The sequence below is a fragment of the Holdemania sp. 1001095H_141210_F2 genome, assembly GCF_015558105.1.
Taxonomy (GTDB): Bacteria; Bacillota_I; Bacilli_A; order Erysipelotrichales; family Erysipelotrichaceae; genus Holdemania.
In genome coordinates this window covers 1-22917 of sequence record NZ_JADNPO010000034.1, presented here as the reverse complement: position 1 = coordinate 22917, position 22917 = coordinate 1, and the positions used below count along the sequence as shown (strand labels likewise).

At 51.4% G+C, this 22917-nt stretch carries 21 protein-coding genes and 1 pseudogene; 13 read left to right on the top strand and 9 right to left on the bottom strand.

Annotated elements, in window-relative coordinates; translation table 11 throughout:
- Window positions 1-58: 58 nt before the first annotated feature.
- The 8 genes from I2G61_RS14425 (at window position 59) to I2G61_RS14390 (ending at window position 7109) form a co-directional block, all read left to right on the top strand.
- Window positions 59-1135 carry an SIS domain-containing protein gene (locus I2G61_RS14425; RefSeq protein ID WP_072684800.1) on the top strand — a complete coding sequence of 359 codons (1077 nt, stop codon included), beginning with the start codon at window positions 59-61 and terminating at the stop codon, window positions 1133-1135.
- Window positions 1136-1321: 186 nt separating this feature from the next.
- The gene (locus I2G61_RS14420) at window positions 1322-2395 is read left to right on the top strand and encodes a linear amide C-N hydrolase (protein WP_072684801.1); all 1074 of its coding nucleotides are present in this window, start codon (window positions 1322-1324) and stop codon (window positions 2393-2395) included.
- Between the two features lie 371 nt (window positions 2396-2766).
- Complete coding sequence (locus I2G61_RS14415; RefSeq protein ID WP_072684802.1) at window positions 2767-3177, top strand: PTS sugar transporter subunit IIA; 411 nt, start codon at window positions 2767-2769, stop codon at window positions 3175-3177.
- Window positions 3178-3198: 21 nt separating this feature from the next.
- Window positions 3199-3693, top strand: a complete 495-nt coding sequence (locus tag I2G61_RS14410; RefSeq protein WP_072684803.1) for a PTS sugar transporter subunit IIB — start codon at window positions 3199-3201, stop codon at window positions 3691-3693.
- Window positions 3694-3717: 24 nt separating this feature from the next.
- Window positions 3718-4458 (top strand): PTS sugar transporter subunit IIC, encoded by a 741-nt coding sequence (locus tag I2G61_RS14405; RefSeq protein WP_072684804.1) that lies wholly within the window; start codon window positions 3718-3720, stop codon window positions 4456-4458.
- Between the two features lie 14 nt (window positions 4459-4472).
- Window positions 4473-5306, top strand: a complete 834-nt coding sequence (locus tag I2G61_RS14400) for a PTS system mannose/fructose/sorbose family transporter subunit IID (protein ID WP_006061325.1) — start codon at window positions 4473-4475, stop codon at window positions 5304-5306.
- 113 nt (window positions 5307-5419) lie between these two features.
- Complete coding sequence (gene ltaE, locus I2G61_RS14395; protein WP_072684805.1) at window positions 5420-6442, top strand: low-specificity L-threonine aldolase; 1023 nt, start codon at window positions 5420-5422, stop codon at window positions 6440-6442.
- A gap of 1 nt (window position 6443) precedes the next feature.
- A complete protein-coding gene (locus I2G61_RS14390; RefSeq protein WP_072684806.1) occupies window positions 6444-7109 on the top strand; it encodes an HAD family phosphatase in 666 nt (221 codons plus the stop codon).
- Between the two features lie 223 nt (window positions 7110-7332).
- On the opposite strand, the gene I2G61_RS14385 is transcribed toward I2G61_RS14390, so the two are convergent.
- The 7 genes from I2G61_RS14385 to I2G61_RS14355 all read right to left on the bottom strand — a co-directional run bounded on the left by I2G61_RS14385 (window position 7333) and on the right by I2G61_RS14355 (window position 15622).
- The gene (locus I2G61_RS14385; protein ID WP_195548385.1) at window positions 7333-8985 is read right to left on the bottom strand and encodes an alpha-glucosidase; all 1653 of its coding nucleotides are present in this window, start codon (window positions 8983-8985) and stop codon (window positions 7333-7335) included.
- 320 nt (window positions 8986-9305) lie between these two features.
- The gene (locus tag I2G61_RS14380) at window positions 9306-10835 is read right to left on the bottom strand and encodes a glycoside hydrolase family 1 protein (RefSeq protein WP_195548384.1); all 1530 of its coding nucleotides are present in this window, start codon (window positions 10833-10835) and stop codon (window positions 9306-9308) included.
- 59 nt (window positions 10836-10894) lie between these two features.
- Window positions 10895-12199 carry a PTS sugar transporter subunit IIC gene (locus tag I2G61_RS14375; RefSeq protein ID WP_195548383.1) on the bottom strand — a complete coding sequence of 435 codons (1305 nt, stop codon included), beginning with the start codon at window positions 12197-12199 and terminating at the stop codon, window positions 10895-10897.
- A gap of 29 nt (window positions 12200-12228) precedes the next feature.
- Window positions 12229-12531, bottom strand: a complete 303-nt coding sequence (locus I2G61_RS14370; RefSeq protein WP_072684810.1) for a PTS sugar transporter subunit IIB — start codon at window positions 12529-12531, stop codon at window positions 12229-12231.
- 31 nt (window positions 12532-12562) lie between these two features.
- Entirely contained in the window at window positions 12563-12874 is a 312-nt protein-coding gene (locus I2G61_RS14365; RefSeq protein WP_072684811.1) for a PTS lactose/cellobiose transporter subunit IIA, read from the bottom strand.
- A gap of 157 nt (window positions 12875-13031) precedes the next feature.
- Entirely contained in the window at window positions 13032-14939 is a 1908-nt protein-coding gene (locus I2G61_RS14360; RefSeq protein ID WP_072684812.1) for a BglG family transcription antiterminator, read from the bottom strand.
- A 365-nt stretch (window positions 14940-15304) separates the two neighbouring features.
- Entirely contained in the window at window positions 15305-15622 is a 318-nt protein-coding gene (locus I2G61_RS14355) for a hypothetical protein (protein WP_072684813.1), read from the bottom strand.
- 757 nt (window positions 15623-16379) lie between these two features.
- Between I2G61_RS14355 and I2G61_RS14350 the strand changes: the two genes are divergently transcribed.
- The 5 genes from I2G61_RS14350 (at window position 16380) to I2G61_RS14330 (ending at window position 21770) form a co-directional block, all read left to right on the top strand.
- A complete protein-coding gene (locus I2G61_RS14350; protein WP_072684815.1) occupies window positions 16380-17399 on the top strand; it encodes an asparaginase in 1020 nt (339 codons plus the stop codon).
- Between the two features lie 147 nt (window positions 17400-17546).
- Window positions 17547-18560 carry an adenosine deaminase gene (add, locus tag I2G61_RS14345; RefSeq protein ID WP_072684816.1) on the top strand — a complete coding sequence of 338 codons (1014 nt, stop codon included), beginning with the start codon at window positions 17547-17549 and terminating at the stop codon, window positions 18558-18560.
- Between the two features lie 222 nt (window positions 18561-18782).
- Window positions 18783-19229: a MarR family winged helix-turn-helix transcriptional regulator gene (locus I2G61_RS14340; RefSeq protein ID WP_072684817.1), complete on the top strand. Its 447-nt coding sequence runs from the start codon at window positions 18783-18785 to the stop codon at window positions 19227-19229.
- Window positions 19226-20599, top strand: a complete 1374-nt coding sequence (locus I2G61_RS14335; RefSeq protein WP_195548382.1) for an MATE family efflux transporter — start codon at window positions 19226-19228, stop codon at window positions 20597-20599. Before I2G61_RS14340 ends, I2G61_RS14335 begins: the two co-directional genes overlap by 4 nt.
- Window positions 20600-21173: 574 nt before the next feature.
- Entirely contained in the window at window positions 21174-21770 is a 597-nt protein-coding gene (locus I2G61_RS14330) for an AAA family ATPase (RefSeq protein ID WP_195396102.1), read from the top strand.
- A 336-nt stretch (window positions 21771-22106) separates the two neighbouring features.
- On the opposite strand, the gene I2G61_RS14325 is transcribed toward I2G61_RS14330, so the two are convergent.
- Window positions 22107-22487 carry a hypothetical protein gene (locus I2G61_RS14325; protein ID WP_195396103.1) on the bottom strand — a complete coding sequence of 127 codons (381 nt, stop codon included), beginning with the start codon at window positions 22485-22487 and terminating at the stop codon, window positions 22107-22109.
- 90 nt (window positions 22488-22577) lie between these two features.
- A pseudogene (locus tag I2G61_RS14320) lies at window positions 22578-22917 on the bottom strand (hypothetical protein); the annotation flags it as partial.

The window sequence follows — 22917 nt, the reverse complement described above, 5'->3', positions numbered from 1 at the left end:
CTCAGAAAACTTGCTGGTCACAATGTTTGCGCTGGAAAATCTCAAGGAGGACAAGAGAATGAAAAAATGGATGGTTGACTGCGTGCTGGAAACCCCGGCGACCGCTGAAGCAATGTTCAAAAACAAGGACGCCCTGGTCGGCAAGCTTGTCGATCTGTTTTTGGCGAAGGATTACAAGAAGATCGTCATGGTCGCTTCCGGTTCTTCCTACAACATCGCCAACTGCTCGAGGTATGCGATCCAGAACTATCTGGGCGTCAAGGTTGATCTGATCAACTCCGTCACCTATGCCAAATATGATTATAAGTTCCATGAAAACGCGCTGGTCATCTGTATGTCGCAGAGCGGCAAGAGCACCAACACGATTGAAGCCGTCGTCAAGGCAAAGGAATGCGGCAACGACGTCGTCGCGATCTCGATGGTTCCAAACAGCCCGATCACGCGGTATTGCGATACCGTGCTGGAATACGGTTCCTATGGCCCGGGTGACGATGTATTTGTTTGCCGCGGCGTTCCGACGTCCACGCTTTACTTCATTTTGTTTGCGTTGGAAGCCGGTGTGAAAAAGGGGACGTATCCGAAAGACAGCTATAAAAAACGCATGAAGGAAATCGAAACGATCATCCATGAAATGCCGCGGATCCACGAAAAGATCAATCAATGGTATGATGCGAACAAGGAAGAACTGTGGTCGATGAAACGGGCGATGACCGTCGGGATCGGTCCGAGCTTTGGCCCGGCGATCGAAGGTGCGCTGAAAATGGAAGAAACGATCGGGATTCCGTCCAACGTCTATGAAACGGAAGAGTTCCTGCATGGTCCGGTCTATGAAATTAAAAAGGACAACGCTGTTTTCCTGCTGGACATGGACGATACGATGCACGATCGCGTGATGATGATTTACGAAGGTCTGCATCAGCTGACCGACCGTGTTTATCTGATCACCCGGCATCCGGGCAACAGTGATAAGCGGGTCATGACGATTGATGTCGATGCCTGCAGCCTGCTTCTGCCGATGTTGTTTGTCATGCCGTTTCAGATTTTATCCAGCCGGATCTGTGACGATTGCCGGATCAGTGCGATCACCGTGTATAACTACCGCTTTTCCCAGGCGATTAAAACCAAGGCGAATTGACGCCTGAAGACATCCTTCCCTTTCTTTTCAGAAGCCGCAGCCCGGCTTCTTTTTTTATCGGGCTCAAGCCTTGCCAATCTGAAAAATATTTTGTAGTTCGATTTACAATGAAAATAACTCTTGCCAAATGCTGGAATTTAATGGTAGAATCATTTCTGTTTGAAATTCAAAATATTTGGAGGAGTTATGAAAAAGATATTGAAAAGAGTCGGGATCGGTCTGCTTGCGGCGGTTGTTCTGCTTGCGGCCGGGTTGGGATGGATGTTTCGAAAAGAGATTCAGACGTTGAATTCGATCCGGAAAGTGGACGATTACGGAATGTATCAGATCGAGTACAGCGCGGATTACGGACTGGATCAGCTGGTGGCATCCGGCGGCGCGTCCAGCGATTCCGAGCTGGTTTCTTATGTGGCTGGGAATTTATTGAAGGGCCTGCCGCTGAAATTCAATATTCCGGATTTCGGATGCAGCACGTTTCAGGCGCAAAATGAGGATGGAGACTGGTTGTTCGGCCGGAATTACGATCTGAACTATGTTCCAAGCATGATCGTCAAATCCAATCCGGATCAGGGTTATGCTTCAATCTCCATCGCGAACATCTCAGTTCTGGGCTACAACGAGGAAAAGCGGCCGGACAGCTTCCTGTCGTCGATCATGAGTCTGGCCGCTCCGTATGTCATGATGGATGGCATGAACGAGATGGGCTTTTCGATCGGCGTGCTGCTGATCCGCGGCGTGGAGCCGACCCATCAGGAAACGGACAAGCTGGACTTGACGACGACGTCCGCAATGCGCTGGCTGCTGGACAAAGCGGCGACGGTCGAGGAAGCGATCGGCATGCTGGAAAACATGGATATGCACGCTTCGGCCAACGCTTCCTATCACTTCCAGATGGCCGATGCGCAAGGCGACAGTGCGGTCATCGAATATATCGACAACCAGCTGCGCGTCATCCGTAAGGAAGACGGCGAGTTCCAGATGCTGACAAACTTTCTGATCAGCGAGGATGTTTACGGCTTTGGCAAGGGGCAGGACCGGTATGCGATTCTGGCGGATACGCTGCAGGAAAACAACGGCATTTTATCGGAGAATGAAGCGATGTCCTTATTGGAAGCCGTCAGTCAGAATAAGGTGAACGAGGAAACCGGCGCGCTGACCGCAACCCAGTGGTCTGTCGTTTACAACAACACGCAAAAGACCGCGAAGATCGTAGCCGGCGGCCAGTTCGGCAAAGTCATCGAGATTTCGCTGGGACAATAACAACGGGAAAATCTTTCGCTGCGGCAGTGATGAAAATCACTGCTTTTTTTGTTTGGAAAAGTGGAAAGAGAGCGGTTTTCCGACGCAAAAAGCACACTTATTTTGACTGTTCTATAAAGCCGGGATTTCTTTGAAAATCATGCGGATTTGTCCTTTAACTTGATTATAGGATGGGAAAAAGCAGCTTGTCAATAAAAGTGTACCTATTGTTACAGCCAAAATTGACAGATTTATATATTGTTAATGATTTTAAATATCTAAGAAAATATAAAATGAAATTCTATGAAATGCTATAAATATATAGACAATATAAATTGATTATGCTATATTAAGTTTACAAAAATGATAGCGCTTACCAGGAGGGATCGAATATGAAACATGTCGTTTTACTGACTCATGGCCATTTGTGCGAAGGCTTCGCTTCTGCTCTGCAGGTCATTTCCGGCTCAGACAATCCGCTGACGCTGCTCTGCATGGAAGCCCAGGATTCGCCGGACACGATGCACAGCCGGGTTCGTCAGGTTCTTGAGCGCTTCCCGGCGGAGGATCCGGTCATTCTGATGACGGATATCCCCGTTGGCAGCACGACGCAGATCGCGATTCCATTTCTGGAAGACTACGCCAACCTCTACATTGTGACAGGCTTGAATTTGGGCCTGTTGCTGGAGGTGGCGCTGAATCCGATGGAAGACGATGTCAGCACGATCCTGCGGGAAGCGGTTGAAGCCAGTCGCCAAACATTACTGTTCATCAATGACCAGCTGGACAGCAATGAGGAATAAAAAAGAAAGGGAGATGTTTCCATGATTAAACTTCTCAGAATTGATGATCGTTTGATCCACGGGCAGGTCGCTGTCTATTGGGTCAATGCGACCGGCGCGGACACGATTGTCATCGCCAACGACAAGCACGCTACCAACGCCATGCTTAAGATGTCCTTAACCGTCGGGAAGCCGGCCGGCTCCAAAATGGAGGTGCTGACCGTAGCCAAAGCGGTGGACTATCTCAACAACGCCGCCCATGCCAAGCGTAAAATCTTATTGATCTGCGGCAGCTGCGAAGACGCGGCAACGCTGTGCGCCGGGGCGGCGGAAATTAAGGAAGTCGATTTAGGGGGGATCCGGTTCGCAGAGGGACGCACCTCGATTTCCAATCAGGTCTTCTTAGTCGAGGACGATCTGCGGCATCTGGATGCGATCGCCAGGCAAGGCGGAACGGTTTACATTCAGGAAGCCCCGTCAAAGCCGAAGATCCCGCTGTCTGAAATTCATTCCATATTTGAAAAAAATAAAAAGTAAAAACACTCGGAAAGGGGAAAAATTATGTTTTTAATCCAGTGTATCCTGGTATCCATGGTGCATGTCCTGAGTATTCTCGACGGCCGGATTCTGGGTCAGAATTTATTGAACACACCGATCGTGGAAGCCACGTTAGTCGGTCTGATCTGCGGCGACGTCCAGACGGGTTTAGTCATGGGCGCGACCTTACAGCTGATCTTCATGGGGTTTGTCGGCATCGGCGTCACCTCGCTGCCAAACTCCTCCGCCGGCACGATTCTGGCGGTGGCCTTCGCGATCATGTCGCATCTTTCGGCGGATTCCGCGATTGCGCTGTCCATGCCGATCGCACTGTTATTCCAGCCCTGCGGCATCATCCCGCGGATCATCAACAACATCTGGAATCCAAAGTGCGACGCGGCGGCGGAGCGCGGCGACTTCAAGGCGATTGAACGGTATTACTGGCTGGGCGTTGTCGTCTTTGCCATCATCTATTTTGTTCCGATGTTCTTAGCGCTGTACTTCGGCTCCGGCGCGGTGGAAACGATTATCAACTTCATTCCGGAAGTTGTGATGAACGGACTGACCAAGGCTTCCAGCGTGCTGCCGGCCTTAGGTATCGCTTTATTGATGAATTACATCATGGATAAGGACGCGACGCCGTTTATCTTCCTGGGCTTCATCTTAGCCGCGTTTTTGGGCGTCAGTTCCCTGGGCGTCGCGGGCTTGGGCGCTGTGATCGCTGTGGTTTATTATAATATGGTTCAGAGAAAGGCTAACGAGTAAAGGGGGAAGCCACGATGACAACTGGAAAAATGGAAAAGAAAGAATTCATGAGCGGTTTCTGGCGTTCCTGCTGCCTGCAGGGCTGCTTCAATTATGAACGTCAGCAGGGTTTGGGCTTCGGCTACGCGATGATTCCGCATCTGCGCCGGATTTACAAGGATGATCCGGAAGGCTTTAAGGAAGCGATGAAACGGCACTTAGTTTTCTACAACATCACGCCGCAGTGCACGACGTTCGTTCAGGGCATCGCCGTCGCGATGGAAGAAGAGGCGGCCTCCAATCCGGACTTCGACGCCTCTTCGATCAACGCCATCAAGACCGCGCTGATGGGACCGCTCTCCGGCATCGGCGATTCGATTTTCTGGGGTACGCTCAGAACGATCGGCCTGGGCGTCGGGATTTCCTTCTGCATGCAGGGCAACATCCTCGGTCCGATTTTGTTCCTTCTGATTCACAACATTCCGCATTGGTTTGTACGGTATAAAGGTCTGCAGGTCGGCTATGAGCAGGGCTTGTCGTTTATGGAAAATGCAACGGAAGGCGGCATGCTGGAAACCTTCTCGATGGCGGCGAAAATGCTAGGCGCTACGGTTGTCGGCTGCATGATCGCGACGATGATCAACTTTACCACGACGATCACGTTGAACATGGGCAACCATCAGACCTTGGCGATCCAGTCGATCTTTGATGAAATCGCCCCGAAGCTGCTGCCGTTATTGCTGGCCTTCGGCTGCTTCGCACTGATCCGCAAGGGTAAGAAGACCACGACCGTCATGCTGCTGTTGTTCTTGCTGGGCTTCGTGCTGGCCTTCCTGGAAGGGCTGCCGATGTTCGCACCGATGGTTTAAGAAAGAAGCTTGACGCAAAGTCCGCGGGTAGAACACTGCGGGGTAAAAATAAAGGAAAAGGCTCCTTGTCGGACTTGCCGCGGGAGCCTTTCGCTTAGAAAAGAGGGAAAGTCATGATTGATTTACGCAGCGATACCGTCACGCAGCCTTCGCCGGCGATGCGCCGGGCAATGGCGGAAGCGGTCGTCGGGGATGATGTGTACAGGGATGACCCGACGGTCCAAAAGCTGGAACAGCGGGCTGCCGCGCTTATGGGAAAGGAAGCCGGTCTGTTTGTCAGCAGCGGCACTTTGGGCAACCTGCTGGCCCTCATGAGCCAGACAGAACGAGGCGATGAAATCATTGCCGGCCGGCACAGCCACATCGTTACGCATGAAGTCGGCGGAGCGGCGCAGATCGCTCAGGTGATGGTGCATCCGCTCGATCATCCGCAGGATTGGATTGAAGCGGATGCAATACGCAATGCCGTACACAGCGAAGATATCCATGAGCCGCGAACACGCTTAGTTTGTCTGGAAAACGCGCTGTCAAACGGCGGGGTTGTACCGCTGCCGGTTCTGCGTTCTGCCTATGCCGCCGCCAAAGCGCTGGGACTGCGCGTTCATCTGGACGGTGCGCGGGTCTTAAACGCCGCTTTAGCCAGCGGCTGCTCTGTTCAAAGGATTGCGGACTGCGCGGATACAGTGACATTCTGCCTGTCCAAAGGACTGGCGGCGCCGGTCGGATCGGTTTTAACCGGGGATCAGGCCTTCATTGAAAGAGCGCGGCGCAACCGCAAACTGCTGGGCGGCGGGCTGCGGCAGGCTGGAATTCTGGCTGCGGCCGGACTGGTGGCCCTGGATTCGATGACAGAGCGATTGGCGGAGGATCATGCCCACGCGAAGCTGTTAGGAGAATTATTAGCGGCGATTGATGGAATTTCCGTGAAAACGGAACGGATTCAGGTCAATATGGTGTTCTTTAAAGTCGATCGTGAAAGGCGGACCCCGGAGGATTTTCTGAACAAATTGAAAGAAAAAGGAATTTTAACGAATCCGGACGATCATGGACTGTTCCGCTTTGTCACACATTATGGTATCATGGAAAGCGACGTCCGGGCTGCGGCGCAGGTAGTCCGGGAAATCATGGAGGGATAGAATGACAAAGTTAAAAGCGGTGATGTTTGACATGGATGGGGTTTTGATCGACAGTGAGCGGCTGAGCTTGTCGATGTGGGAAAAGGTGAACGAAGCGCGGGGGCACGTCTTCGACGTTTCCGTCATGACAAACATGATGGGCGGTTCGCAGCAGGAGAACTTTGAACGATTCGGGCATCTGCTTCCGCCGATGGAAGTGTACGAAGCGATGTGGCAGGAGAAGAAACAGATGACGGACGCCTGGATTGAGGCTAACGGCATGCCGCTGCGGCCGGGAGTGAAGGAAATTCTGGCGGCATTAAAAGAAAACGGCATCCGGCGTCTGATCGTTTCCTCGACACCGCGCGAATATGCGTTGTATCTGTTGGAAAAAGCAGGATTGACCGGCTGTTATGACAACGGGATTTTCGGCGATGAAGCCGGCCGGCGCAAGCCGCATCCGGATCTGTATAACAAGATGATGGAGATGGAAGGGCTGCGGCCAGAGGAATGCATTATCGTGGAAGACTCCGCCAACGGCGTCAAGGCGGGCTATGCCGCGGGCGTGCGGGTGTTCGCGGTTCCCGATACCGCTTGTCTGGAACAATTCCGCGGCCGGGAAGCCTACGCAATCGTTGATTCCATGGACGATGTGCGGCGCTGGGCGCTGGAACAGACAGCCGCATAATCGCGGAGAATTCCAGCTAGAACAGACAATCTGATCTGTTGAAATCAAGCAAAAAGAAAAAGACGGCGATTAAAATGAACGCTTCTTCTCTGGATCTTTTATTCGGAGCGGTTCACTTTCGTTTCCGTCTTTTTTTCTGTTTCTGCCTTTCCGCACTTTCCGCTGCGATCAGTTTCCGCGCAATTTTATGCGCGGGAGCTTACGGTGCGGGATCTTTTCAAGCTTAACGGATCTGGATCAGTCTTGCCTCATAAGGCCGCAATAGCCGTGGCTGAGGATCGGCGTAGGAATCCATCAGAATCCGGCCTTCCGTCTTGAGGTCAAAGCGGGCCGGATAGCCGCTGAGGTTGATCAGAATCAAAAATTCTGCCTGTTCGTCAGAACGTTGATAAGCAAGAATTTGTTTGTGATGAATCAAAACCGGTTTCATCGCTCCGGTGTTGAAGGCTGAATACGCTTTGCGCAGAGCGATAACCTGTTTATACCAGCGATTGATGCTCGTCTCTGAAACCAGATCAGATTTCAGGTTGATCTGCTTATAATTGGGATTCACTCTGATCCACGGCTGATGATCGCTGAAGCCGGCATATTCACTGTCATCCCACTGCACCGGCGTGCGGGCGTGATCGCGGGTCATGCGCTGCACGACCTTTTTGGCGATGAACTTCGGCAGATGCATCATCGTCTGCAAGGTGCTGTAAATGTTGATCGCTTCATAATCCCGCCATTCATCCTGTTCCAGATGACAGTTGGTCATGCCGATCTCCTCGCCCTGATATACCAACGGTGTTCCTCTTAACGTCAGGTTCATCAAAGCGAACGCCTTCGCGCTTTCGACACGGTATTGCCTGTCGTTGCCGAAACGGGAGATCGAGCGGGGCTGGTCATGATTGTTCATGTAGTTGGCAACCCAGTAATTTCGTTTCTGGCTGTCGGTCTGCCAACGGAAAATGATCGACTTGAAGCCGGGAATCGTCCAGTGATACAGCTTGCGGAAATCATATTTGCCTAACGGTCCGCAGTCCTGCAGATGCAGATCAAACATGATCATCATGTTCAACTCGCCGCGTTGTTCACCGGCATACAGCGCGCACGCGTCGTTGTCCGCCATCATGCCTTCGCCGATCGTGATGAAATCATAATCGTCTGCCAGCTTCCCGATCAGTTCCTGAATGTAAGCGTGGGATTGCGGCAGATTGGTCATGAACTCTTTGGCAAACTGATAACCCTTCTTTTCCGGATGCCAGCTCGGCAATCCCGGCTGCTTGGCGATCGTGTTGATGACGTCCATGCGGAAGCCGCTGACGCCTTTGTCCAGCCAGAACCGCATGACGTTGGCGATTTCTTCGCGGACCCGCGGATTTTCCCAGTTGAGATCACACTGATGCGGCGTGAAGGTGGTCAGATACCAGCTGTGCGGCTTCAGCGGATCCTTTGTCCATGCGCTGCCGCCGAACATGCTGATCCAGTTGTTTGGTTCCTTGTCGTTGACGCCCTCGCGGAAGTAGTAACAATCCCGGTATGGACTGTTCGGATCGTTTAAGCAGGCCTGAAACCAGGGATGCTGATCGCTGGTGTGATTTGCGACCAGATCCATCACGATCCCCATGCCCCGTTTCTTGCATTCTGCCAACAGTGCGTCAAAATCTGCCATCGTTCCAAAATCGGGATGAATATTGTAATAATCGCTGATGTCATAGCCAAAGTCGGTGTTGGGGGAACAATACACCGGTGAGAGCCAGATCAGATCCACCCCCAGATCCTGCAGATGATCCAGCCGGCGCAGGATGCCCTTGAGATCCCCAATTCCGTCATGATTGGAATCCTGGAATGAACGCGGCCAGATCTGATAAATAATTTTATTTTTGTAATCCATCATATCACCCCTGTCATTGTATCATAATGTTCGGGTAAAAGCTCTGGATTTCCATAACGAGGGAGGTTCTAAAGATGGTGCAGAACAGCCCTGACGAAGTCTTCGATCTACGTTTGAGGATATCGTTGAAAGTCAGGAAAGTCAAAAGGAATAAGAAGGAATCAAGGCAATAAGAAAAACGGGGGGAAGGCTGGAAAAAAGAAAGCTGGTTGGGGAAAGCGGGACTTTTTTCAGTTGTTGAAGTACGTTTTAAGTTTGAGTACAGGCTGCGGAAACTTCCGTTTATAAGTTTCGAAAGACAAACTGCGGAATCTTCTGTTCTACAATATTTCGCCGTTGGTTTCAATCACCCGTTTGTAATAGGCGAAGGAGTCCTTTTCATAGCGGTTGAGCGTGCCCTGACCCGCGTCGTCGACATCGACATAGATGAAGCCGTAACGCTTGGAAATCTGGCCGGTGGAACAGCTGATCAGATCAATGCAGCCCCATGGAGTGTAGCCGAAAACCTGGACGCCGTCCAGGACAATCGCATCCTTGATCGCCTGGATGTGCTGGCGTAAATAGTCGATGCGGTAAGGATCATGAACCGTATGATCGGCATTCAGCACGTCCGCCGCACCCAGTCCGTTCTCCGCAATAAACAACGGCTTGTGATAGCGGTCATAAAACAGATTCAGCGTGTAGCGCAGTCCGATCGGATCGATCTGCCAGCCCCATTCGCTCTTTTTCAAATTCGGGTTGAAGATAAAGCTGCCCATGTTGCCGGCAGTGCGCTGCATCGCTTCATCCTGAGCAGCCGCGACGCTGGTCTGGTAATAGCTGAAGGCCATGAAGTCGCAGCAGCCTCCGCTTAAAATTTCCGCGTCGCCCGGCTGGATCGGCAGACGGATACCTTCCTGCTGCAGCTGGATGAGCTTGTATTCCGGCAGGAAGCCGCGCATCTGGACGTCCGGATAGTAAGTATCGCGCTGCTGGTTTTGTTTCAGTGCAGCCAGGTTGTCCTCCGGCTTGCAGGAATAAGGATAGGCCGGAGACACGCCGATCATGCAGCCCATTTGAAACTGCGGATAGTGATCGTGTGCGAAACGGACAACCTGCGCGCTGGCCAGCAGCTGGTGATAGCTGGCCGCTTCGATGAGACGGCGATCCTTTGAGAAGACGCCGGCATTGATAAAACCGCTGTGAACGACAGAATTCAGCTCGTTGAACGTCAGCCAGTATTTGACTTTATGCTGGTATCGCTCAAACACGGTTTTCACGTAACGGATGTAACAGTCGATCACCCGCCGATCGGCGAAGCCGTTGTATTTTAATGTCAGCGCCAGTGGCATTTCATAATGCGAAAGCGTGACGATCGGTTCGATGCCGTACTTCAGACACTCGTCGAAGACGTTGTCATAAAACCGCAGGCCGGCCTCGTTGGGTTCGGTCTCCTCGCCCTGGGGATAAATCCGCGTCCACGCGATCGACATCCGGTAACATTTGAAGCCCATTTTGGCAAACAGCGCCAGATCTTCTTTGTAACGATGATAATGGTCAATCGCCTGATGATTCGGATAGTATTCCTCTTCAAGCAATGCCGGGATTCCTTCCTCGGGATAAGTATTCATTTTAAACGCTATCGCCGCGCCTTCCTGATCGCCGCTGCGGTAGGTCACGCCGCGCATCTTCGCAATGTGTTTTTTCATTTCTTCCGGCACATCGGGCAGCGCCGCCGTGTGTTTAGCCAGTCCGCCGCAAGTCAGAACGTCAGCGATGCTGATGCCCTTGCCATCCTCGTTCCACGCGCCCTCGCATTGGTTCGCCGCCGTCGCGCCGCCCCATAAGAAATCTTCGGGAAATCCAGTCATATTCTTTACCTTCCTTTTCTTTTTAAAAAGGATGCGTCGCCACATCCTTGGTTTGTCAGCTATTTGGAAACGGTGATGGCTTCGGTCTCACTTTCCGCCTGTTCTTCCTTCATCGCCGCCTTTTCCGCGATTTTGAAGAACGGAAAGAAGATTGCGACGGAAACCGCCACCAGAATCAATCCCCAGATCAACCCGGAAATCGAATTGGTCGCCATCCAGAAATAGATCGGGGTCGGGATGACGTTGGACAGCGCGACGCCGGTCATCGGTGCGACCAGGCCCATCCGCATGACCATTGACGTCAACATGACGCAGATTCCCGGGCACAGGACGCAGGGCAATGCCATGATCGGATTCAGGATGATCGGGAACCCGAACATTACCGGTTCGGTAATGTTGAAGATCGAAGTTGCGATGGACAGCTGGCCCAGACTCTTGTATTGCTTCGCTTTCGAGAACAGCAGCAGGATCGTCAGACCGAGAATCCCGACGTTGGTGATCGGCGTCAGCATTGCCCATTCCAGATATGGAGCCGCTTCCCCGGCCGCAAAGGCCGCCATGTTCGCCTGCGTTGCCGCGGAACGAATCGAGCCCAGCGTCGCGTAGGTCAGCATATCGCCATGGATGCCGAACATCCACAACAGCTTGCCGGACATCAGATACAAGGCCGCGCCGATCGGATTGGCGCCGATCCCCATCAGCGGTTTCTGCAGCATCGTGTAGATAAAGCTCTGCATCGTGCCGTAAGCCGTCTGCGCAAAGCCCATGCGGACCGCCATAAACAGAATGAAGACTAGTCCGGCCGGAATCATCGTTTCAAACATGCCGGCGACGGAAGGCGGGATGGAATCCGGCATTTTGATCTTGATGTTTTTCTCTAACAGGAAGACGTAAAGCCGCGCGCCGATCAGGCCGCAGATCATCGCGACGAAGATTCCCTGCGAACCCAGGACGCTTAAAGAAAGAACGTTGCTGGCAAGACCGGTGATTGTTTCTCCGGCTTCGTTGACCAGGCTGACCGCCGCTTCAAACGGCGTGACGATCATGAACGAGCCGAATGCGACCATCGCTGCCGGCAGCGGCCGCTGACCGAATGATTTCGCCGTTTCGTAGCCGACGCACAGGACGACCATGATGGCGTAGAGATTGGAGACCATGTTGATCGGAATCGAAAGGATGTTGCCGAACCCGCTGGTTGTCAGAAAGGTCTGCCAGGGGCCGATCGGAATCGATTTGACCAGGGAAAAGAGCGACGCGCCGATGGAGAAGGCGGCGATGCCCATGAAGGCGTTCATGATGATTTTCACATAGCGCAGCTGTGCAAATTTCATAGCTTTCTCAGTGATTTTATCCAGTTTACTCATTGTTTTCTCCTCTATTGATTCAGAAGGGCTTACTCCCCCATCAGCTTTTGCGCGGCGGCTAAGACCTTGGCGCCGTCCAGCCTCCCGTAGGCAACCATGTCGATGACGTCGACCGGCAGATCCGGGCATTGTTTCCGAACGTTGTCCAGCTCATAGCGGACCTGCGGTCCGATCAGGATGCAGTCGGCGGTTTCCGCGGCGGTTTTCGCCTGGCTGACCGACGAAGCGCTGATCGTGCATTCGTAGCCGGACGCTTTCGCGGCGGCGCGCATTTTGTTCATCAGCATGCCGGTTGACATGCCCTGGGCGCAAAGCAGAACGATATTTTTCATAGTTTACTCCTCTTACAGTATTCTTTGTGGTTTAAGCGGCGGTGCGGATCATTTCGATCATCTCCGCGGCCAGATCTTTTACGGTCATGGCATTCATCACGTGATCCTGCGCGTGGATCATCAGTAAGGAAAGCGGGACCGGGCTGCCGTTGGTTTCCGCAAAGATCAGACCGGTTTGACATTGGTGCGCATCCACCATTTTTTTATCGCATTCGATCATCAGCGCGTCCGCTTCGTCAAAGTGTCCGGCACGAGCGGCGCGGATCGCCTGAATCGCCAGGCTGCGGGCGTCGCCGGCCGCGGTAATCAGCCGCATGATCGTCAGTTCCATTTCATTTTCCATTTCCTAAGCTCCTTTCCGTGTTGGGATCAAATCCGTCCGTTCCTTCTCTGCAGCGAAGGCCGGACCGGACTTCCGGTTGACAAATTCAGTCTAGCATGACTTTTTCAGCAACTCCAACCGGAATGTTGCCGGGAAAGCTGCGGTATTTTTTGAAAGATCATCGCCGCCACGCTTCCTTCAGACAGTCCATCAGACAACTGAAGGTGCGGTGCGCAACCGTTTTTTCGACCAGCTCGATTTCGGAAAGATAATTGGTAATCGTGCGGTAAAATGCTTCCGCATCAGGATCCTGTTCAGCCAGCGAGATCAGAAAGACAACCTGAACGTCGTGATGTCCCCAGAAGACAGGCTGTTCCAGGATTGCCGCCATCACAAACTTGCCGTTGCCCAGAATCTGACTGGGATGCGGAATCGCCACGCGATTGCCAAAGTCGGTTTGTCCCATTTCTTCCCGCTGCATGACCAGTTCGAAAAAATTATCTGGTACGGACCGATAACGATTGACCGCCTGACAGATCGCCGTCAGCGCCTGTTCTTTGGTCTGCGCTTTCACGCAGGGCAGAAACAGCCGGCTGTCAAAATAACGATAGAGGAAACGATCGTCGCTCTTTTCAAAGATTTTCTGGCAGCTGTTGATTTCCTTATCGCTTAACAGCAGAGAAACTTCGTAGACCGGTACCGGCAGGGAAATATTGAGCGGCACAGTCGTGAAAACAAAGTCGATCTGCAAGCCTTTGAAATCCAGCTCTTCCAGATCGAAGACCGTGGCTTCGACGATCCGGTTGATGTACTTGCCGAAGGCTCGTTTATAATTGTAAAGAAACAGCTGCGAGGTCCCCCGCCCGGACACGCACACAACCACGATGTTATAGCGGCGTGAGGGCCGGTCGCGCTGTTCCATCGCCAAAGCGAACAGCACGGCCAGATAGGCGATTTCATCCTCCGGCATCGCTTTGCCATAATGGCTCGACAGCACAGAGCAGGCGCAGACCGCAACGGTATAGGCGAACGCGTATTGCCGCTGGATTTGAGCGAGGATCGGATTTTTCAGCGGGATGTTGTAGCGCATGCGGATATCCAGCGGCACCATGTGCTGGTTGAGGGAAACGCGCAGTTCCAGATTATCGCGGAAATCAAGAAGCATGCCTTCGTAAACGGCGTTGAGCATCTTTAAGACAAGTTCGTCGATCTGTGCGCTGATGACGAGATTGCTTCCGTATTTCCCCTGTGAATCCGAGCTGGCTTTGCCGCTGATATGCAGCGCGATATACAGCTGTTCGTCTTCCGAATACGTCACGCCCAGCTGCTTTCGGATCGCCTCGCACACCGCTTTCGCCGTCTGCAGAATTTGTTCGCCGACTAACTGACGCATTTCTGAGCGCGCGCTGTTGGAGTAGATCATTGGCTGATGACTGCGGATCCGTTGATTGGCAATGACCAGGTGGACGATCAAATTCTCAAAGGAAGTTTCCGAGATTCGGATGTGATGGACGCGGAAGACTGCGCTGAGAATTTCAAAGAGGATCTGGCCGTCTGCTTTCTGGGGCGGGCTTGTGAAGCTCATGTTGTTTTTATACAGGCAGTTGGCGATGCACAGCCGGCGGTTGAACTCGCTGCCTTCAACACGGATTCCATAATTCGGACGGCGGCTGATCGTCAGATGATACAGATTCAGAATTGCTTCCACCTGTTTCAGATCGGCGGTGACCGTATTGCGCGAAACGTAGATCATCTGGCTCAGTTCCTCCAACTTGACATAGTCCGGATGATATAACAGATACCCTAATAGAAAATCTACCCGTTGGGCGAAGGTGGAAGGAATGTGCGTTTGCGGCGTTTCCTTCAGCCAGCGATGCAAAGCGTCGTCATTTGTAATCCTGAGCTGATATCCGATGCCGGGTTTGGCGATCAGCTGCGCGCCGTGTTCATCCAGGACTTCCGCCAGAAGCTTTAACCGCGAGCGCACGGTTTTTTCACTGAGATGCATTGCGGCGGCAAGCTGAGCGGAAGTGATCGGCTGGTCGGTTTTTAACAACGCGAATAATCGTTTCATTTCCGGTTCCATGGAACTGTCCCCCTTTTCGTGATGCTGAACTTTCAATTTTAAAATAACATTTTTTTAAAGAAAACTCCAACCAAGATAAACGGAAAACAGCTCCGGTAAAAACTGTGCGGCGCTTAAGAAAGATGATTGGAAAATCGGGTGAATTCACTTCAATTCAGAGAATGTAACCGGGTGACCGGTGTATAAATTGAACAGGATCATTGATCCGAGAATCAAAAAAGCAATGCCCATTCACGCTTGCAAAAAAAAACGGCATAAAGAAAAACAGCCGGATCGGCAGGCTGTTTCTTTGCGCATTGATTATTTTTTATGCTGTGGCTTGCCAGGTATGAAAAAGAGAGCAGCGAATAAATACTGAATTGAGCTTAATGGAAAAACTGGTAAGCGATCACCAGATTGATTGCCAGCGGCAACGCTGCGAAAAGGTATGGAAGGAAAGGAACGGAGACAAAATCATTCTGTTGCATTCTTTCATGAGACCGCCGCGTAAGCTGATAGGCAGAGCCTTGAAGAAAATCCATCGAAATGTGGCTTGCCCCGGCATAGGCAAAAACGATCAATGCCAATCCGATCAGCCAGAGCATGTCCCACCGTTTATGAAATCCCCATAATAAGACAATCTGGACAAGCAGGCAAAGGATGAAATAAAGTCCGCCGAGCAGCAGGATTTGTTTTCGTTTCATGATAACCCCTCTTTTCTGAATGTGCTCTTAATTTTCTTCTTTTCCATAGTAATGAAACTTTTGACAGACACTTCTTCTTAATCTTATTATAACGTCATTACCGGTTTTAAGCTAACTTTTCTTTTCTGTTTTCCAATTCGTTTTTCTCTGTCCGGCATGTCGGATGAAGTTGATAAAGAACAAGATCCAAGCTAAAATAAAGAAGGATATAATGGAAACAAGTCCGAATTGAAATGTTAGGCAGAATTAAAATAAAATCGGGGAAATCATCAGAAATGATCGAAGAGCCTGTTCAAAAACAGATTGGCAGGGGAGAAATGGCGGCAGAACTGCTTGCGTCGCAGAGAATAAAACAGGGGGAAAGGCTGCCCAATCCGATCTGATCCGCCGCGGATATCGAGTCCTTGCAGCCAAAGCAGTGAATCGAAACGGCGCAGATAGGAGAATTATGGAATTCCAGACTATAACGGGAAGCTAAAGGCTTTCTGGAGATTAATGAGACAGCGGTTGAAATTCAAACAGAGAAAACGCTCGCAGAAGATGAAGATGACAGGGGAGAAGTTCCTGATTTTGGAGTATAATCCCCTTCTTTGTCTAAGCGGTCTCCATTTGATTCAGGCGAACGCCGATTTAAAACACTGGATGTCTGAACAGGACGTGTACAATTTTCGGGGCGGTTTTCGGATAGGCGACGACCGTTACTTATAAATGGGAGTACATGGGGAAAAAGGATACGAAGAAAGAGGGGCTTAAGATTATGAATTCTGCTCGAAAAAGAATCGCATGGCTGACCACCGGCGGTACGATTGCCTGCGCCCAACAGGAGGAAGGGCTGACGCCGCAGCTGGACGCCGGGGGATTACGCCGGTTATTAGGCACATTGATCGATCAATATGAAATCAGAACGTGGGATTTATTCACGCTGGACAGCTCCAATATTCAGCCGGAAGAATGGCAGCGGATTGCGGAAAAAGTGGCTGAGCTGATTGAAGAGGGCTGGGCCGAGGGCGTGATTTTGACCCATGGCACCGATACGATGGCCTATACCGCTTCCGCCTTGAGCTTCATGTTGGAAAATGTTACGCTGCCGGTTGTGCTGACGGGTTCTCAGCTGCCTCTGGCAGACCCCTTAAGCGATGGTCTGGAGAATATCCGGACGGCGCTGGCGATGGCGGCGAGCGGTCATGCCGGAGTTTTCGTGGCGTTTAACCGGCAGATTTTATTAGGGACCCGCGCGGTGAAAGTCCGTACGACCAATTTCCAGGCGTTTGAAAGTGTCAACGTCAAACCGGTCGGCTGGATTGACAGCCGGGGATTGAATATCCGGGCCGGGTTGCTTCCGCATATCGACGGTCCGTTTCAGCTGCGCAGCCAGCTGTGCAAGGAAGTCGTGCTGATCAAGCTGATCCCGGGCATGAATCCGAAGCTGTTCGACGCGTTGATCCAGATGGCCTGCCGCGGCGTGGTGATCGAAGCCTTCGGCATCGGCGGGCTGTCGTTTATCCGGCGGGATCTGACGGCGAAGCTGCAGGAGATGACCCAGGCCGGCATCACGGTCGTTGTGTGCAGCCAGTGTCTGTATGAACAAAGTGATTTCAGCGTCTATGAGGTCGGGCAGAAGGCGCTGCGCTACGGCGTGCTGGAAGGCAAGGATATGACCAGCGAGGCGGCGGTCACCAAGCTGATGTGGGTGTTGGGACAAAGCGAGGATCCGCAGATGATCCGGCGTTTGTTTGAAACCAACCGGATTCATGAACGCAACGAGAGTTTCGATTGACAAAGCCGGTTAAACGGCGTAACCTTAATTTCAATAAAAGCAGGTTTATCCTGTTCAGGCAGAAGCCATCCGCTTTAAGGATGAATGCGGCATCGGGATAAACAGAGGTAAACAAACAATAAAGAGAAACAGAATGGGGGTTTTACCATGGAATATTCATTCCCGAAGATTGATTTACACGTCCATTTAGACGGCTCGCTGCCGTTAAAGCTGGCCTATGCCTTAGCTCAGGACCGCCAGCTGATCACCCCGGACTGCACGCTGGAACAATTCCGTGAGCGGATTGTCGTCGGCCGCGACAACGGCAGTCTGAACGAGTTTCTGGCACGCTTTGAGCTGCCGATCGCGATTCTGCAGGATGAAGAAGCGTTGGTGCTCTGTACCCGTGAGCTGATCAAGACGCTGGCTCTGCAGGGGTTGGCATATGTGGAATTGCGATTTGCACCGCAGTTTCATACGCAGAAGGGATTGACGCAGCATCAGGCGGTCAAAGCAGTGATCAAGGGCATGCGGATCGCAATGTGCGAGCATCCGCAGATCAAGGCCGGTTTGATTTTGTGCATGATGACGCTGGGCGAACCATCGCTCAATCATGAAGCCAATCTGGAAACGATCCGGACGGCTCGGGACTTTAAGGGTAAGGGCGTCGTCGCGGTGGATCTGGCTGGTGCGGAAGGCATCACGCCGATGGAAGGCTACCGCGATTGTTTTGAACTGGCGAAGGAATATGGCATTCCGTTTACGATCCATGCCGGAGAAAGCGGTCCGGCCGCTTCAGTCAAGGCGGCGCTGGACCTGGGGGCCAGTCGGATCGGGCATGGCGGTCATTGTCTGGAGGACAGCGCAGTAATGCAGGAAGTGATCGACAAGAAAATTCCGCTGGAAATGTGCCTGACGAGCAACGTGCAGTGCCGCAATCAGCTTTCCTACAGTGATCATGCGCTGAAGCCGTTGATGGAACACGGCGCGGTTGTGACGCTGAACACCGATAACATGACGATCAGCGATACGACGCTGGATCAGGAATATGATAAAGCGGTGCGGTATCTGGGGCTGACTCGGGAGGATTTGATTCATCTGAATCTCAACAGCGTGCGCGCGGCGTTTGCGGATAAAGAGCTGAAGCAGCAGCTGACGCGCCAGCTGATGGAATGTCTGTAAGCGGAGAACAAATATAAATAAGAAACCAGGAATCAGCCGTCGGGGTTTGGGATATCAAGCGGTGTTCCTGGTTTTTCTTCGGTTTGTTATCTGACGTTGGCTGTGATTGTGGACTTTGGAACATCTTTCAGACTCTTAAAACGGGATGATTTGACAGACTTCGCGGATCGTTCTATAATTAGGAAGCTAACTATTAGGTGCCTAATGAAAGGGGTTGGACTTATGAATAAACCTTTTTGTATTTTATTTTCCCGGGCTTACCGCGCGCAGACGGCGCAGATTCGCCCGCGCATGGCCGACCAGGGCATATCAATGGGACAACCGAAAATCCTGCATCTGTTAACGCGCGGCTCGCAAACGCAGGTGGAACTGGCGCGGGCCTGCGATATCGAACCGGCGACAGTGTCTAAAATTCTGGATTTGATGGAACAGGCCGGGATGATCGAAAGGGTGCGCAGCGACAAGGACCGCCGCAGCATTCAGGTGCAGATCACGCAGTTCGGCGCACAGCAGCATGCCAGAATGAGCGAAATTCACGCGGAAGTCGAAGCGCTGGCCCTGAAAGGTTTCAGCGTGGAGGAACGCGAGCAGTTTATCGGCTACATCCAGCGGATGACGGATAATCTGCGCGGTGAGAAAACGACGCCGGAAGGGGAAAATCGGGCATGAGCGGTCAGGCGACGTTGAGTCAGGTCGAGAAAATGACAACACAGCCGATCCCGAAGCTGATTACAACGTTGGCGGTGCCGACGATTATCAGTATGTTGATCACCTCGATTTACAACATGGCGGATACGTTTTTCGTCTCCCGGCTGGGTACCAGCGCGACCGGTGCAGTGGGGATCGTCTTTTCCCTGATGGCGATCATTCAGGCAGTCGGCTTCACGCTGGGCATCGGCTCAGGCAGTCTGATCTCCCGTTTATTGGGAGCACGGGAACATGAGGAAGCGGAGAAGATTGCGAGCACCGGTTTTTTTGCGGCGATCGCATTCGGACTGGCACTGACGGTGTTTGGTCTGATTTTCATCGATCCGCTCATGGCGTCGTTGGGTGCGACGAAGACGATCCTGCCGTATGCCCGCGATTATGCCAAATACATCCTGCTGGGTGCAGCGATCATGTCGTCCTCTTTTGTGCTGAACAATGTGCTGCGTTCAGAAGGTAAAGCGACACTGGCGATGGTCGGCATTACGGCTGGCGGTTTGTTGAATATTGTGCTGGATCCGATTTTTATCTTTACCTTCCATTTGGGGATTGCCGGGGCGGCGATCGCGACGATTCTCAGTCAGATCATCAGTTTTCTGATTCTGCTGGGTTGTTTTCTGACGCATAAGAGTCTGCTTCATCTCAGCTTTCGAAATATCTCATGGAAGTGGAAAGACCTGTCGGCGATCATCAAAACGGGTCTTCCGTCTTTTTTCCGGCAGGGCTTGGCGAGCATTGCGACGGTGATGCTGAACGTCAACGCGGCGGTTTATGGGGACGCGGCCGTGGCGGCGATGTCGGTTGTCGGTAAGGTGTTCATGTTAATCCTGTCCGTTTTGATCGGCTTTGGTCAGGGCTATCAGCCGGTTGTCGGTTTCAATTACGGCGCGGGCTGCTACAAGCGGGTGAAGCAGTCGTTTACGTTTACCACGATCGTCAGCTTTGTGATGATGGGCATTCTGGCGGTTGCCGGCTTCATATTTGCGCCGCAGGTGATCCAGCTGTTTACCAAGGCTGACGCTCAGGTGCTGGAAATCGGGACGTATGCAATGCGGGCGCAGTGTCTGGCGTTGTTTATCCAGCCGCTGGGCGTCATTGCCAACATGACGTTCCAGTCGATCGGCAAGCCGGCGGAGGCGACGTTTTTGTCCGCCTGCCGTCAGGGTGTATTCTTTCTGCCGCTGATCCTCATTTTGCCTCAGCTGTGGCAGCTGCGCGGCGTTGAATTGACGCAGCCGTTGGCCGACGTGCTGACGTTTGTCGTCTGTTTTCCGTTTTTGTTCAAATTTTTTAACGATCTGAACCAGAAGATCGTAAAGCATGAAAGCGAATAATTCGCACGCTGGATAGAATATTGAATAAAAAATTGACACTGGTTAAATTGTAAAAGATCAAAGCCTGAAAAGGAAACGCAGTGAGATCAAAGCCTGAAAAGGAAACGCAGTGAGATCAAAGCCGGACCATGACTGAAAACTTCGCAACGAACAGTATTGGTATAACATCAGCCGCTGTTCGTTGCTTGTTTTTGTGATGAATGACCGCTTATAAAAAAGTCAGTTCGCGATCAGAGCTGGGCGTCGTTATACTATTCATTCTAAAATGTTTGTTTCTGCCGGGGACGTCAATCTTGTCCTATTGTCTGCCATTGATGATTTGTTTTTTAAGAGAATGCCGGCTGGCTGGATTTCAATTACGGAGTATAATAGAAGTAAAGGAAAGACTTGTCAGCTTCTTGATTAAAATAAGATCAGAGTATATCTTTATCGGGGGGGGGTCTTGTTTCTCGCTTTGATTCTTTCAGCTTAAGCAAAATATTACGGGCCTGTAAAAGGAATCGTTGGATCGTTATCTGGCCGGCGTTATTGCCGTGATGATAGAAGCGAATACTGGAAAAGGAGGAGTTCGAGGATGACAAACAACAGAATTGTAACAATCAGCCGTCAATTCGGCAGCGGAGGACGGACCGTGGGAAAACAGCTGGCAGCCCGGCTGGGGATTCCGTGCTATGATCAGGAACTGATTGAAAAACTGGCGCAGGCCAGTGGTTTTACGCCGGAGATGGTGGCGAAGCAGCAGGAGGCGTCGCCTTACAGCAGTCACTGGGCATTCGCGTTATCGGAGGGGCAGTTCATGGGGGCTTCAATCCAGGATCAGCTGTGGCAGCTGCAGCGAAAGATTATCCTGGAATTGGCAGAAAAGGAATCCTGCGTGATCGTCGGCCGATGTGCGGATGTGATTCTTAAGGATCATGCGGATTGTCTGACAGCGTTTATCCACGCAAAAAAAGAAAAACGGGCGAAACGGATTGTCGAGGTGTATGGCGAAACGAATGTCGAAATTGAAAAGCGGATTCGGGATAAGGATAAGCGTCGTGCAGTTTATTATGAGTTTTACACAGGCCAGACCTGGGGACTGGCTGAGAATTTCCATGTTGCGCTGGACAGCGGCGAGCTTGGCATCGAGCGGTGTGTCGACATTCTGGCGAATTTATATCAGTGTCGTTAAAAAAGATTCCGGACTTGGAGAATATCCAATACCGGAATCTTTTTTGCTTTGGACAATGCTTAGATCCGAACTTCGAGGTCGCAAAGTATTTGTTTTGTTCATGCAGAGCATTTTACAGAGTACAGATGCCTCGGATATCGACGTGTTATAGGATTTTCTATCCAGGAGAATCAGTTTTTCTTCGTACTGGATTGTTAAGTTTGTTTTTTTGATGATTTCTTCCTTCACCTATAAAGGAGTGAGGGTAAATTTCTGCTTGTTTCGTTGAAATTCTTATGTAATTCAGAACACTATCAAAGACATCTGTTGCCGGATGAGTTTTGGCAGAAAGTTAGGTTATTCTCCTGCTATCGTGTTATCCGCTGACTGGAATTGTGATTCTGTCATGGCTTGGTTTAGTTTCGGGCGTTCTTCTATTTTTAACTGTTCCAGTTGTTGAAGACTGATCTTGGTGCAAAGCTGGATGAGCTGATCATTACAATGATTTCTCAACATTTCCCTTGCGGTTTCTAATCGTTGCTTTTCGATGCCTTGTTCTATGCCTTTCTCAATACCTCGCTCAATGCCTTGTTCAATGCCTTGTTTGATGCCTTTCTCAATGCCTTCTGCCAAGCCTTCCTGCTTGCCCTCATAGCGCAGCTGCGCCATATCCATCAACCGGCGGTTATGCTCAAACGCCGCATCCCGCATTGCCGGATTACTGCTCATTCGCTTCATTACGCTGTCTGCCTCCTTAAAGATTTCCTGCCCGATCAAGGATTTAGATCATACTACTCATTAAACTTCATTTGGATCAGCTTCCTCTTTTTAGTCGCTTGTCCGATGGGATTTCTCCGAATCGTCCTCGGTTTGATTGAAACCGGAAACGATTTCTTTCTTTAACTGCTCCAGTTGTTGAAGACTGATCTTGGTGCAAAGCTGGATAAGCTGATCATTACAATGATTTCTCAACATTTCCCTTGCGGTTTCTAATCGTTGCTTTTCGATGCCTTGTTCGACACCTTGTTCAATGCCTTGTTTGATGCCTTTCTCAATGCCTTCTGCCAAGCCTTCCCGTTTGCCCTCATAGCGCAGCTGCGCCATGTCCATCAACCGCCGGTTATGCTCAAACGCCGCATCCCGCATTGCCGGATCACTGCTCATTCTC

What these genes read in the sequence shown, in the direction of transcription:
- I2G61_RS14425 (WP_072684800.1), top strand. Translation starts at nt 59, where the DNA reads ATGAAAAAATGGATGGTTGACTGCGTGCTGGAAACCCCGGCGACCGCT.
- I2G61_RS14420 (WP_072684801.1), top strand. Translation starts at nt 1,322, where the DNA reads ATGAAAAAGATATTGAAAAGAGTCGGGATCGGTCTGCTTGCGGCGGTT.
- I2G61_RS14415 (WP_072684802.1), top strand. Translation starts at nt 2,767, where the DNA reads ATGAAACATGTCGTTTTACTGACTCATGGCCATTTGTGCGAAGGCTTC.
- I2G61_RS14410 (WP_072684803.1), top strand. Translation starts at nt 3,199, where the DNA reads ATGATTAAACTTCTCAGAATTGATGATCGTTTGATCCACGGGCAGGTC.
- I2G61_RS14405 (WP_072684804.1), top strand. Translation starts at nt 3,718, where the DNA reads ATGTTTTTAATCCAGTGTATCCTGGTATCCATGGTGCATGTCCTGAGT.
- I2G61_RS14400 (WP_006061325.1), top strand. Translation starts at nt 4,473, where the DNA reads ATGACAACTGGAAAAATGGAAAAGAAAGAATTCATGAGCGGTTTCTGG.
- ltaE (WP_072684805.1), top strand. Translation starts at nt 5,420, where the DNA reads ATGATTGATTTACGCAGCGATACCGTCACGCAGCCTTCGCCGGCGATG.
- I2G61_RS14390 (WP_072684806.1), top strand. Translation starts at nt 6,444, where the DNA reads ATGACAAAGTTAAAAGCGGTGATGTTTGACATGGATGGGGTTTTGATC.
- I2G61_RS14385 (WP_195548385.1), bottom strand. Translation starts at nt 8,985, where the DNA reads ATGGATTACAAAAATAAAATTATTTATCAGATCTGGCCGCGTTCATTC.
- I2G61_RS14380 (WP_195548384.1), bottom strand. Translation starts at nt 10,835, where the DNA reads ATGACTGGATTTCCCGAAGATTTCTTATGGGGCGGCGCGACGGCGGCG.
- I2G61_RS14375 (WP_195548383.1), bottom strand. Translation starts at nt 12,199, where the DNA reads ATGAGTAAACTGGATAAAATCACTGAGAAAGCTATGAAATTTGCACAG.
- I2G61_RS14370 (WP_072684810.1), bottom strand. Translation starts at nt 12,531, where the DNA reads ATGAAAAATATCGTTCTGCTTTGCGCCCAGGGCATGTCAACCGGCATG.
- I2G61_RS14365 (WP_072684811.1), bottom strand. Translation starts at nt 12,874, where the DNA reads ATGGAAAATGAAATGGAACTGACGATCATGCGGCTGATTACCGCGGCC.
- I2G61_RS14360 (WP_072684812.1), bottom strand. Translation starts at nt 14,939, where the DNA reads ATGGAACCGGAAATGAAACGATTATTCGCGTTGTTAAAAACCGACCAG.
- I2G61_RS14355 (WP_072684813.1), bottom strand. Translation starts at nt 15,622, where the DNA reads ATGAAACGAAAACAAATCCTGCTGCTCGGCGGACTTTATTTCATCCTT.
- I2G61_RS14350 (WP_072684815.1), top strand. Translation starts at nt 16,380, where the DNA reads ATGAATTCTGCTCGAAAAAGAATCGCATGGCTGACCACCGGCGGTACG.
- add (WP_072684816.1), top strand. Translation starts at nt 17,547, where the DNA reads ATGGAATATTCATTCCCGAAGATTGATTTACACGTCCATTTAGACGGC.
- I2G61_RS14340 (WP_072684817.1), top strand. Translation starts at nt 18,783, where the DNA reads ATGAATAAACCTTTTTGTATTTTATTTTCCCGGGCTTACCGCGCGCAG.
- I2G61_RS14335 (WP_195548382.1), top strand. Translation starts at nt 19,226, where the DNA reads ATGAGCGGTCAGGCGACGTTGAGTCAGGTCGAGAAAATGACAACACAG.
- I2G61_RS14330 (WP_195396102.1), top strand. Translation starts at nt 21,174, where the DNA reads ATGACAAACAACAGAATTGTAACAATCAGCCGTCAATTCGGCAGCGGA.
- I2G61_RS14325 (WP_195396103.1), bottom strand. Translation starts at nt 22,487, where the DNA reads ATGAAGCGAATGAGCAGTAATCCGGCAATGCGGGATGCGGCGTTTGAG.